Annotated in this window: 5 protein-coding genes; all 5 read right to left on the bottom strand. The window is 67.4% G+C overall.

Going from position 1 to position 12,844, the window contains the following annotated elements:
- Nucleotide 1: 1 nt before the first annotated feature.
- The 5 genes from treZ to VI08_RS11350 are packed head-to-tail and all read right to left on the bottom strand — an operon-like array spanning nucleotide 2 to nucleotide 12,640.
- On the bottom strand, nucleotides 2-1,753 hold the full coding sequence (treZ, locus tag VI08_RS11370; RefSeq protein WP_045829713.1) for a malto-oligosyltrehalose trehalohydrolase: 1,752 nt from the start codon (nucleotides 1,751-1,753) through the stop codon (nucleotides 2-4).
- Nucleotides 1,750-3,858, bottom strand: coding sequence for a glycogen debranching protein GlgX (gene glgX, locus VI08_RS11365; RefSeq protein WP_045829712.1), 2,109 nt, complete (start codon nucleotides 3,856-3,858; stop codon nucleotides 1,750-1,752). The genes treZ and glgX overlap by 4 nt, the downstream gene beginning before the upstream one ends.
- Before the next feature lie 11 nt (nucleotides 3,859-3,869).
- Nucleotides 3,870-6,056, bottom strand: a complete 2,187-nt coding sequence (gene glgB / locus VI08_RS11360) for a 1,4-alpha-glucan branching protein GlgB (RefSeq protein WP_084621458.1) — start codon at nucleotides 6,054-6,056, stop codon at nucleotides 3,870-3,872.
- Nucleotides 6,053-9,376 (bottom strand): maltose alpha-D-glucosyltransferase, encoded by a 3,324-nt coding sequence (gene treS, locus VI08_RS11355; protein ID WP_045829711.1) that lies wholly within the window; start codon nucleotides 9,374-9,376, stop codon nucleotides 6,053-6,055. Before treS ends, glgB begins: the two co-directional genes overlap by 4 nt.
- Before the next feature lie 3 nt (nucleotides 9,377-9,379).
- The gene (locus VI08_RS11350; protein ID WP_232309532.1) at nucleotides 9,380-12,640 is read right to left on the bottom strand and encodes a maltotransferase domain-containing protein; all 3,261 of its coding nucleotides are present in this window, start codon (nucleotides 12,638-12,640) and stop codon (nucleotides 9,380-9,382) included.
- Nucleotides 12,641-12,844 lie beyond the last annotated feature (204 nt).

Genomic DNA, 12,844 nt, shown 5'->3' with positions numbered 1-12,844 from the left:
GTCAGGACTCCAGGCAGGCGAGCGCGCGGCGTGCCGGTAGCAGGCCGCGCGAAAGGGAAGCGATGTCGGCGGCGTCGCCATGGAGCCACGCCGCCGCCGGGGATGGGGGCTGGGCGATGGCCACGTCGGCCTCGCCAAAATTCACGTACAGGGTAAGCGTGCCGCCGCCGAGCGACCACGACGCGACGAGGGCCTTTTCACCCAGCGCTTCGGCACGCCTGCTCGTGGCCGCATCGATGTGCGGCGCCACGTGCTTCGCCCGCAGCGCGATGAGTCGTTGCACGAGCGCCATGCGCGCGTCGCCGGTGTGGACATCGCGCTCGGGGATCGACGCAAGGAACGTCCGCTCGTCGCCCGGGTCGGGGATATCGTCCCCGCCGAAATGGGCAAACGCCGCGAACTCCCTGCGCCGGCCTTCGCGCACCGCGGTGCGCAAGGCTTCGTCGGGGAAATCGGTGAAGAACTGAAACGGCGTGGTGCTGCCCCACTCCTCGCCCATGAACAGCATGGGGACGAAGGGGGCGAGCAACAGCAGCACCAGCGCCGCCTCGACGATCTCGGGCGCCACCAGTGTCGTCAGGCGGTCGCCGAACGCGCGGTTGCCGACCTGGTCGTGGTTCTGGATGAAGTTGACGAAGCGCGCGGGCGGCAGGTGCGCGCTGGGCTCGCCACGGCGGCGGCCGGCGAACGCCTCGCCCTGGAACGCGAAGCCTTCGCGGAGGCTGCGCAGCAGCTTGTCCATCGGCTGCTGGTAATGCGCGTAGTAGCCTTCGTGCTCGCCCGTCAGCAACACGTGCAGCGCATTGTGGAAATCATCGTTCCACTGCGCGTCGAACCGGCCACGGCCGAGCAGGTTGGCCTGGTTGGCTTCGTTTTCCAGCACCAGGTGCACGTGGCGGTCGGGGCCCACGGCGGCGTGCACGCGCGCGGCCAGGGCGGCGAGCCAGCCGGGGTTGCCGATGGCGTGCACGGCGTCGAAGCGCAGGCCATCGAACTGGTATTCCTCGATCCAGTACAGCGCATTGTGAACGAAGTAATCGCCCACCTGCGGCGTGGATACGCCGATGGCCGAGCCCCACGGCGTGGCGGCACCGCCATCGAAGAAGCCGGATGCATAGGCGTGCAGGTAGTTACCTTCCGGCCCGAAATGGTTGTAGACCACGTCGAGGAAGACCATGAGGCCCAGGCCATGCGCCGTGTCGACGAGCGACTTCAGTTCATCGGGCGTGCCGTATGCCGCCGCCGGCGCGTACGGCAGCACGCCGTCGTAACCCCAGTTCCGCTCGCCGGCGAACTCGGCGATGGGCATCAGCTCCACCGCGGTGATGCCTAGCGCGGCGAGGTGCGGCAAGGCCGCCTCCACGCCCTTGAACCCGCCCAGCGTGCCGACGTGAAGCTCGTACAACACTACCTCGCGCCATGGCCTGCCCTTCCAGTCAGCATGCCGCCATGCGTAGTCGGCGGCATCCACCACCACGCTGTAGCCGTGCACGTCGCCGGCCTGCTGGCGGCGTGATGCCGGGTCCGGCACGGCCAGGTCGTCGCTGATCCGGAAGCGGTACGCGCTGCCGATGCCGCGCGGGCAGATGCATTCGAACCAGCCATCGTCGAGCGCGCGCATGGCCGCGGCATGGCCGTCCTCGCATTCGAGGGTCACGGCGTCGAGGTCGGGTGCCCACAGGCGGAACCGCGTGGAGCCATCGCCCAGCGCCCTCGCGCCGTAGGGCATGGCATGGACGAACGTGCCGCTCATGCCTGTTCCATCCGTACCGTGGCGGCAAGTAGCACGACGCTGCGCCCTTCGACTTCGATGGTCGGCTCGGCCCATGCCACCTCGGGCGCGGTGGGGTTCGCACTGTCGCAGCGGCGGCGCCACGCGACCCCGGGCTGCGGCAGGTGGAACACGTGCTTCTCGGGCGTGGCGTTGATCATCACGAGGGTGACATCGGCGCGCTTCTCACCGTAGGCCTGCGCGCGACGCAGCGCCAGCAGGCGGCCTTCGGTGTAACCCCACGTATCCTGGGTCATCTCCGAGCCGCTTTCGTCGAACCACGCCACCTCGCGCATGCCCGGCACCACCTCCATGTCGCCGCGAAGGAAGTGCGCGGCGCGCAGCGTGGGGTGCTGTTCGCGCAGCCGGGTGAGCCGCCCCACGTAATCGGTCAGCTCCTTGCCCCGCTCGGAGGTCGCCAGCTTCCAGTCGAACCAGGAGATCTCGTTGTCCTGGCAGTAGGCGTTGTTGTTGCCGTCCTGCGTGCGGCCGAACTCGTCACCGCCCAGCAGCATGGGCGTGCCGTGGGAGAAGAACAGGGTGGCCAGCATGGCGCGCTTCACGCGGTCGCGCTGGACGCGGATGGCCGGGTCATCCGTCGGGCCTTCCACGCCATGGTTGTAGCTTTCGTTGTCGTTGCCACCGTCGCGGTTATCCTCGCCGTTGGCCATGTTGTGCTTGTCGTTGTAGCTGACCAGATCTTCGAGGGTGAAGCCATCGTGCGCGGTGAGGAAGTTGACCGAGGCCCACGGCTTGCGCTTGTGGTGGTCGAAGAGCTCGCCCGAGGCCTGCAGGCGCCCCGCGAGGATGCCGCGCATGTTCGAGTCGCCCTTCCAGAACTTGCGCACGTCGTCGCGGAACTTGCCGTTCCATTCGCCGAACCCCGGCGGGTGGTTGCCAAGCTGGTACCCACCCGGGCCGATATCCCACGGCTCGGAGATCAGCTTGACGTTGGCCAGCGTCGGGTCCTGGCGCATGGCGTCGAACAGGCCGCAGTTCGGGTCGAAGCCGTTTTCCTCGCGGCCCAGGCTTACCCCCAGGTCGAAGCGGAACCCATCGACGTGGAACGTGTTCACCCAGTAGCGCAACGAATCCATCACCAGCTGCAGCACGCGCGGGTGGGCCGTGTTCACCGTGTTGCCCGTGCCGGTGTCGTTGATGCAGTAACGCGGGTTGTCCGCCATGAGCCGGTAGTAGCTCTTGTTGTCCAGGCCGCGGAACGACATGGTGGTGCCGAGCTCGCTGCCTTCGCAGGTGTGGTTGTAGACCACGTCGAGGATGACCTCGATGCCCGCCGCATGCAGCGCCTGCACCGCCGCGCGGATCTCGTTGAGCGCGCCCTCGGCCAGGTAGGCCGGCTCGGGTGCGAAAAACGCCAGGGTGTTGTAGCCCCAGTAGTTGCGCAACTTCATTTCGGTGAGGCGGCGGTCCTGCAGGAACGCGTGCACCGGCAGCAGTTCAACCGCGGTGACACCCAGCTTCACCAGGTAATCGATGACGTAGGGGTCAGCCAGGGCGATGAAGGTGCCCCGCTCGTGCTGGCGGATGCGCTTGAGGTTGCGGGTGAATCCCTTCAGGTGGGTCTCGTAGACGATGGTCTCGTTCCACGGCGTATGCGGCCGGTTGCCCTGGGTCCAGTGCATCGGCTCGTCGACCACCACCGCCTTGGGCATGGCGGCCGCGCTGTCGCGGCGATCGAACGACAGGTCGGCGCGCGGCGACGAGACGCGGTAGCCGTGCAAAGCATCCGACCAGCGCACCTGGCCGTGCAGCAGCCGGGCGTAGGGGTCAAGCAACAACTTGTTGGGGTTGAACCGGTGGCCCTCCTCCGGCGCATACGGGCCATGGGCGCGGAAGCCGTACAGGGTGCCGCCGCGCACGCGCGGCAGGTAGCCATGGAACACCTCGTCGGTGCATTCGGGGAGGTCGTAGCGCGCGATCTCTCGCTTGCCGGACGGGTCGAACAGGCATAGCTCGATGCGCTCCGCGTGGGCGGAAAACACGGCGAAGTTCGTCCCCATGCCGTCACAGGTGGCGCCGAGCGGATACGGCGATCCGGACTGCATGCGTTCGGGTAGTGCGGGCATCGCGTTCCTCGTCAGTCAGCCACGAACATCAGCGTGGCAAGGGGTGGCAGGCTGAGCACCAGCGAGCGGTCGAACCCATGCGCCGGCACGTCCTGGGCATGGCGCTCGCCCTCGTTGCCGATGCCGGACCCGCCGTACTCGCTGGCGTCGGTGTTGATGGCCTCGCGCCACCGGCCACCCTCGGGCACGCCGATGCGGAAGCCGTGCCGCGGCGCGGGCGTCATGTTGCTGACGACCAGCACCGGGCGGCCGTGCTCGGCGAAACGCAGCCACGCGAACACGCTCTGGTCGGCATCGTCGCCAATGACCCAGCGGAAACCGCGCGGATCGGTATCCCACGCGTGCATGGCGGCCGCCTCGCCGAAGAACCGGTTGAGGTCGCGGACCAGCTTCTGCATGCCCAGGTGCAGGGGCGCGTCGAGCAGTTCCCAGGCGATCTGGGCATCGTGGTTCCACTCGTGCGGCTGCGCGATCTCGCCGCCGGTGAACAGCAGCTTCTTGCCGGGGTGGCCCCACATGAAACCGTAGTAGGCCCGCAGGTTGGCAAAACGCTGCCATTCATCGCCGGGCATGCGGCCCAGCAGCGAGCGCTTGCCGTGCACCACCTCGTCGTGGGACAGCGGCAGCACGTACTTCTCCGAGTACGCGTAAATCATGCTGAAGGTCATTTCGCCGTGGTGGTAGCGGCGGTGGATCGGGTCGCGCGACATGTACTCGAGCGAATCATGCATCCAGCCCATGTTCCACTTGAACGTGAAGCCCAGGCCGCCCTCGCCCACCGGCTTCGTGACGCCCGGCCACGCCGTGGATTCCTCGGCGATGGTCATGCAATCCGGGTGGCGCTCGGCCACCAGCTGGTTCACGCGGCGCAGGAACGCGATGGATTCGAGGTTCTCGCGGCCGCCATGGATGTTCGGCACCCACTCGCCGTGCTTGCGCGAGTAATCGCGGTAGAGCATCGACGCCACGGCATCGACGCGCAGGCCATCGATGTGGAAACGTTCCAGCCAGGCCAGCGCGCTGGCCACGAGGAACGCCGATACCTCGTTGCGGCCGAGGTTGTAGATCAGCGTGTTCCAGTCCTGGTGGAACCCTTCGCGCGGGTCGGCGTGCTCGTAGAGCGGCGTGCCATCGAAGTGCGCCAGGCCATGGATATCGGTGGGAAAGTGCGCGGGCACCCAGTCGACGATGACGCCGATGCCGGCCTCATGGCAGCGGTCGACGAAGCGCGCAAAGGCCTCCGGCGTGCCGAAGCGCGACGTCGGCGCGAACTGCCCCAGTGGCTGGTAACCCCACGAGCCGCCGAACGGGTGCTCGGAGACCGGTAGCAGCTCGATGTGCGAGAAGCCCATGCCCGCCACGTACGGGATCAGCCGCTCGCCGATCTCGTCCCAGTGCAGGTCCGCGCCATCCTTGCCGCGCAGCCACGAGCCAGGGTGCAGCTCGTAGATGGAAATGGGCGAGCCGGCGTGGTGCAGGCTGCCACGGCGGCGCAGCCACTCGTCATCGGTCCAGCGGAACGCCGTGGGGTCGGCCACGATCGATGCCGTGGCGGGCGGCAGCTCGGCCGCCAGTGCCACGGGGTCGGCGCGCTGGGTGAACGAGCCGTCAGCGCCCCACACTTCGTATTTGTAGCGCGCGCCGGCCAGCAGGCCGGGCACGAACAGTTCCCACACACCCGCCGGCACGCGCTTGCGCATGGGGAAGCGCCGGCCATCCCAACTGTTGAAATCACCCACCACGCTCACCCGCTGGGCATTCGGCGCCCATACGGCGAAGCGGACGCCGTGCACGCCGTCGATGGTGACAGGGTGCGCGCCAAGGCAGCGGAACAGCTCGATGTGCGAGCCATCGGAAAGGCGGCCCAGGTCGTCGTCGCCCAGCAAGGTGCCGAAGCCGTAGGCATCGTGCGTCTCGTGCGAGGCCGAGGGCCAGCGCACGCGGAGGCGGTATGGCACGTCGCCGTCGACGAAGCCCGCGAAGAGGCCGCCGTCGTGCACCTTGTGCAGTTCGGCCAGCACGCGGCCGTCCGCATCGATGGCCTCCACGCCAAGGGCACCGGGCTGCAAGGTACGGACGCTGCGCCGGCCCTCCACCTCGTGTGGGCCCAGCAGCGCGAACGGATCGCCGTGGCGGCCATCGACAAGGGCGTCGACGGCGGCGCGGTCGGCCAGGCCATGGTTACGCGGATCGGTCACGTGTCCTCCTCCAGTTCGGTCGCGGTATCGCCTTCGGCGGCATGCAACAGGCCGCGCAGCGGCACGTCCAGCCAGCCGGGGCGGTTGGCCGCCTCGTAGCTCACTTCATAGGCCGCCTTCTCGATCACGAACAGCTCGATGAGGGGCGCCAGGGCATCGCTACTGACCCAGCGCCTGGGCGCGGCGTCGAGCACGGCGCGGTATGCCTGCAGGAACACGCGCGACGCGCGCTCGCGGAAACGGGCCAGGAAATCACCAAAGCCGGGGTCTTCCACCGGGGCAAGGCCGTCTTCGCCGCGGCGGGCCATGGCCGCCGCGTAATCCAGCGAGCGCAGGAACCCGGCCACGTCGCGCAGCGGCGTGCCCTTGGCGCGGCGCTCGTCCAGCGACCGTGCCGGCTCGCCTTCGAAGTCGATGATGTACGCGTCATCCTGCACGACCAGGATCTGGCCGAGGTGGAAGTCACCATGCATGCGGGTGAGCACGGCGCCCTTGCCCGCCTTCGCCAGCCGGCCAATGCGTTCCTCGAGCGCGCCGGCAAGGCCGCGGAGGGCTTCGACATCGGCGCGCAGGCCGTTCGGCAGCTCCTTCACGTTATCGACCGAGAGCAGCGCCCTGCCCACCTGGGCACGCACGCCATCACGCCAGCCCTCGGCCGTCGCGGCGGTCGCTTCTTCCGGATCGAACGCAGGGATGTCGAAGGACTGTGCCAGCAAGGCGTGCAGCTCGCCAAGGCGCGTGCCCACGGCTGCCGCGAACGCGTCGTAGCCGCCCTCAAGCTCGGCCTTGCGTTCACTGTCGTTCGAGTGGCTGAACTCGTCGTAGCTGCGGCGCAGGAAGTCGAGCGTCCAGCGCCACGCATCGCCCTGGTTGCGCAGGAAGCCCTGCAGTACCGCGATGGTGGTGCGCTCGCCGTTCTCGCCCACGCGCACCACTTCGCCCAGCAGGGGCGAGGTGTTGGCGTAGCCGTGCTCGGTGAGGAAGCGGCCCACTTCCACTTCGGGGTTGATGCCGGCGGAGGTGCGGCGGAACAGCTTAAGCACGCCCGCGTCGTGGAGGATCATCGAACTGTTCGACTGCTCGCCCGCAAGCCAGCGGCTTTCGATGCTCGAATCGAACGGCGTATCGTCGAAGACGGGCGTTTTCTCGAAGCGCACGGTGCCGCCAGCCACGGGGATCTCGGTGCCGGCGCGCAGGCCGATCAACAGGCCCGTGGCGAACTCCGGTAGCGAGAAGCCGTCGGTGAGCAGGCCGATCCGGCGCCCGCGGCGCACGCGCGCCAGCGCCAGCTGCTGCACGCGCGCGGTGGGGTTGTCCTCCTCCCACGCGATGCCCACCGGCAGGCTGTACCGCTCCTTGCCACCATCGGCGAGGGTCGCCTCCACCTCGGTCAGGATGAGGTCGTCGCCACGGTCGGGCCACGGCGCGGCGTACAGGACATGCACCGACTCGACGCCACGGTCCTTCGCCGCGAACCAGCGGCGCACGCCAAGGTAGCCCGGCAGCACCTGCTTCTCGATGACCCCGCGGTGGTGCTCCATGACCGGGCCTTCCACCAGCGCGCCGCGCACCACCAGGGTTTCATAGTCGGGCAGCGGCTCGGCCGGCACTTCGTGCCAGTCCGGCATCTGCGCATCGGGCAGCAGCTGGAACGCATAGAACCCATACGGTGGCACCGTCATCAGGTACGGCAGCTGCCCCACCGGCGGGAACGACGTACCGCCGACGATATCCACGGGTACCTGCCCGTCGAACGCGGCAAGGTCCAGTTCCACCGCCTGCAGCGAGCGCGACATGTTCGCCACGCACAGCACGTGCTCGTCGCCGAACTGGCGCAGGTACGCAAGCACCTTGCGGTTGCCCGGGTAAAGGAACTTGAGCGTGCCGCGGCCAAAGGCCTTGTAACGGTTACGCACGGAAAGCATGCGCCGCGTCCAGTTCAGCAGCGAATGCGGGTCGCGCTGCTGCGCCTCCACGTTGATCGCCTGGAAGCCATAGAGCGGATCCATGATGGGCGGCAGCACGAGGCTGGCGGGGTCGGCGCGGGAGAAACCGCCGTTGCGGTCCACCGACCATTGCATGGGCGTGCGCACGCCATCGCGGTCGCCGAGATGGATATTGTCGCCCATGCCGATCTCGTCGCCGTAATAGAGCACGGGCGTGCCAGGCATGGTCAGCAGCAGCGAGTTCATCAGTTCGATGCGGCGACGGTCGCGCTCCAGCAGCGGCGCCAGGCGCCGGCGGATACCGAGGTTGATGCGGGCGCGGCGGTCGGCGGCATAGGTTTGCCACAAGTAGTCGCGCTCGTTATCCGTCACCATCTCGAGCGTGAGCTCGTCATGGTTGCGCAGGAAGATCGCCCACTGGCAGTTATCCGGGATGGCCGGTGTCTGCCGCATGATGTCGGTAATGGGGAAGCGGTCTTCGCGCGCGATGGCCATGTACATGCGCGGCATCAGCGGGAAGTGGAACGCCATGTGGCATTCGTCGCCGTCGCCGAAGTAATCCTGCGTATCTTCGGGCCACTGGTTGGCCTCGGCGAGCAGCATGCGGTCGGGGTAGTGCTGGTCGATCTCGGCACGCATCAGCTTCAGGATGCCGTGCGTTTCGGGCAGATTCTCGTTATTGGTGCCTTCGCGCTCGATCAGGTACGGCACAGCGTCGAGGCGCAGGCCGTCCACGCCCATGTCCAGCCAGAACCGCATCACTTCCATCACCGCCTTGAGCACCGCGGGGTTGTCGAAGTTCAGGTCGGGCTGGTGGGAGAAGAAGCGGTGCCAGAAGTACTGCCCGGCGACGGGGTCCCAGGTCCAGTTCGATTTCTCGGTATCGAGGAAGATGATGCGCGTGCCGTCGTAGGCCTGGTCGGTATCCGACCACACGTAGAAATTACGCGCCGCGGAACCCTTCTTCGCGTGGCGGGCACGCTGGAACCACGGGTGCTGGTCGCTGGTGTGGTTGATGACCAGCTCGGTGATCACGCGCAGGCCGCGCTTGTGTGCCTCGGCGATGAAGCGCTTGGCGTCACCCAGCTTGCCGTAATCCTCGTGCACCGCCTTGTACTCGGCGATGTCGTAGCCATCGTCGCGGCGCGGGCTGGGATAGAACGGCAGCAGCCACAGCGTGTTTACGCCGAGGTCCGCGATGTAGTCGAGCTTGTCGATCAGGCCCTGGAAATCACCCACGCCGTCGTCGTTGGAATCGAAATACGACTTCAGGTGCACCTGGTAGATGATCGCGTCCTTGTACCACAGGGGATCCTTGGAAAACTCCGGTGCCTTGGCCTTCGAGGGTTTCTGTGCCTTGCCACGTGTTGCCATCGATCAGACTCCTGGTAGGCGCACATGCCACACCGCGTAGGGCTGGCCGAGGCCAAGCCACACATGCTGGTTGGGCCCGCGCCAGGCGAGGGGTTGGGTATGGAGGAGGTCGTGGATATCGAGCGCGTCGTCGGCCCCGTAGCCCCAGTCACCCACGGGCAGGGTCAGGTCGGCGGCTTGCGCGTTGTATGGGTCCATGCTGATGGCCACCAGCACGATGTCATCGCCCGCGCGCTTCTCGAAGAACAGCACCTGGTCGTTGCTCGCCGGCAGGAAGCGCACGCCCAGGTGCGTCTGCAGCGCCGGGTGTGCGCGGCGGATATGGTTGAGCTGGGTGATCTCGGCCACGATGTTGCCGGGCGCGTCGAAGTCGCGGATGCGGATCTCGTATTTCTCCGAATCCAGGTACTCCTCCTTGCCCGGCATGGGCGCGGCTTCGCAGATCTCGAAGCCCGAATACATGCCCCACAGGCCCGAGAGCGTCGTGGCCAGCGCGGTGCGGATAAGGAAGCCCGGCCGCCCGGAGGTCTGCAGGAAGTACGGGTTGATGTCCGGCGTATTGACGAAGAAGTTGGGCCGGAAGAAATCCTTCGGTGGCGTAGTCGTCAGTTCGGTGAGGTAGTCGATGAACTCCTGCTTCGAGTTGCGCCACGTGAAGTAGGTGTACGACTGGCTGAAGCCCACCTTGGCCAGGCGGTACATCGGCTTCGGCCGCGTGAACGCCTCGGACAGGAACAGGGCATCGGGGTATTTCGCACGCACCCGCGCGATCATCCACTCCCAGAACGGGAACGGCTTGGTATGGGGGTTGTCGACGCGGAACGTGCGCACGCCCTCCCCCGCCCAGAACAGCACGGCGTCGCACAGCGCCTGCCACAACGAGGGGACGGCGCCGTCGGCGTAGAAATCGACGTTGACGATGTCCTGGTACTTCTTGGGCGGGTTCTCCGCGTACTTGATGGTGCCGTCGGGGCGCCAGTCGAACCACTCGGGGTGCTCCTTCAACCACGGGTGGTCGGGCGAACACTGGATGGCGAAATCGAGCGCGAGCTCCAGGCCGTGCGCCTGCGCGGCATCGCGCAGCGCGCGGAAATCGTCCAGCGTGCCCAGCTGCGGGTGGATCGCATCATGGCCGCCATCGGGCGAGCCGATGGCGTAGGGGCTGCCCGGGTCGTCGGGGCCCGGTGTAAGCGTGTTGTTCGGGCCCTTGCGGAACGCCTTGCCGATGGGGTGGATCGGCGGGAAGTACAGCACGTCGAAGCCCATGTCGCGGATGGCGGGCAAGCGCGCGATGGTGTTGCGGAACGTACCGTGCTTCGCCTTGTCGTCGGTCATCGAGCGCGGGAACAACTCGTACCAGCTGGCGAACATCGCCTCGCGGCGATCCACTTCCAGCACGTAGGCCGGCGTCACCGTCGAGCGTGTCCGCGGGTCGGTGACAGCCATGAGCTCCACGGTGCTGTCGGCGAGCAGCAGTGCGACGCGCTGCTCGCCTTCGGCCCTGGCCACCGTGGCCGCGAGGCTCCGCAGCGCCTTGGCTTTCGGCCCGGTCGTATCCTTCGCGCGTGCCTCGACCATCAGGCGGCCTTCTTCCAGCTCCAGTGCCACGTTGACGCCGGCGGCATGCTTCACCTCAAGCTCGTGGTGGTAGCTGCCATACGGGTCGCGCCAGGCTTCCACCTGGAACTCATGGCGGCCCACACGCGTGGGCGTGAATGTCGCGGCGTGGATATCGTTGTTGACCGGCTCCAGGACCACTTCGCGCCACGCCTTCTCGTCCGCGGCGCGATACCGCAGGCGTGCGGCGAGCACTTCGTGGCCATCCACGAACACATCCGCGGTCACGGTCACCGGCTGGCCGACGACGCGCTTGGCGGGGAACTGGCCGCCGTCGACGGTCGGTTGCACGTTTTCAACGGCGACACGCGGGGCCTTGGTCGCCGCCGCGAGCGCGTCTTTCTGCGCCGACGCGCCGAGCTTGCGCTTCACCGGCGTGCCTGGCGTGCCTGTAAGGGTGAGTACCGCACCTGGATCGAGAACCACGCTATCTCCCTGGTCGAATACCTTGCGCCCATCCGGGGTGGTCCAGGGCGCGAAATGGCTGGCGGCACCAGCCAGCGCATCGCCTGCCACCACCAGCGCTTCGCGATCGAGCGAGGCGTTGACGAGGGTGAGCGTCGCGCTGGGTGCCGTGCGGGGGTCGGCGCCATCCACCGTGAGGAAGGTGGCAACGCCACCATGGGTGGTGACGCGGGGTGCGGCGGGCACGTCTTCACCCACCGCCTTGTTGGCGGCCCTCACCGTATCGGTGAGATCGGCCGCGGCCGTTCTTTCAATATCCCTCGGCGTGATGGGCGAGCCACGCCGGGGATCGAGTGCATCGTGCGCCGCGTACTCGAAGCCCATCGGCATGAGCCAGCCGGCGGGTGATGTCGCGGCAAACGCGATGGCGCGGCGGTACGCATGGTCAAGCTGGTTCTCCTCGCCAAGCGCATCGCCGAGCCGTGCGGCGAACGGCTGCTCGGTGCACGCGAGCGCGGGCGCGACGGCCTGCAGGCGCGCGGCCTCCTCGGCGAACCACGGCGCACGGAAATCCCACCACGCGGAGGAACTGACCACGGCATCGAAGCCTGCGCCTTGCAGTGAGGCGAGGTCATCCGGCGTATCGCCCGGTGTCCACGCCACGAAGCCGACGCCGGGCGAATCCGCGTGCACGCCGTCGATCAGGCTCCTCCACAACGACGCCTTCAGGCGTTGCGGATGCATGACGCGAAAACCGAGCACGCCCGCTTTCGCCCACTTGCGCAAACGATCTACCCACCATCGCGTCGCGGCCTGCGCCACATCGGGGTCGTTGAGGCGCCAACGCGCACTATCGCTTTCGCTCGGGGTCCAGCGAGGGTCCGGCGTGCCGTGCTCGGTGGCCACGGCGCGGAACCAGCCGGGGTTCTCGTTGCGCACGGGTGCGTCGGCGGCCAGTTCGTCGAGCGGCAAGTCGAGCCACAGTTCGAGGTTGCGAGCGCGGCACGCCTTCGCCAGTTGCTCCAGCCGGGTGGTCGCATCGCCATTTGCCTGCAGCGCAGGGTTCATGCGATCGAAATCGCGTGTCACGAAAACGTCACCCGCGGGCGAGGTCTCGAACGGTGGCGCGATAAGCAATTGCCGGAAGCCAAGGCCCGCGGCGTGGTCGATCCACGCATTCCACCCCGTCATCGGGCCGGCGAGCAGCGGATGGAGGTAATAGATGCAGAAGGGCGCACGCATGCTTGCCGACATTGCCTCGTGTTCCGCTGGGGATTAGACACAAGCATGCCGGGCCGGATGTGTGCATCGTGCCAATACCCGGACACGCGAAGCACTGACATTGGCGCAGATGGGTGTTGCTATTTCGTGAATTACAAAAAAATGTGGGAGCGCGCTTGCGCGCGATGGGGCTTGTGGCAAGGCCTATCGCGCGCAAGCGCGCTC

It is taken from the genome of Luteibacter yeojuensis (genome assembly GCF_000964085.1).
Lineage (GTDB): Bacteria > Pseudomonadota > Gammaproteobacteria > Xanthomonadales > Rhodanobacteraceae > Luteibacter > Luteibacter yeojuensis_A.
Note: the sequence above shows the minus strand (reverse complement) of the source record. Positions and strands in the feature narration are given on the sequence as shown.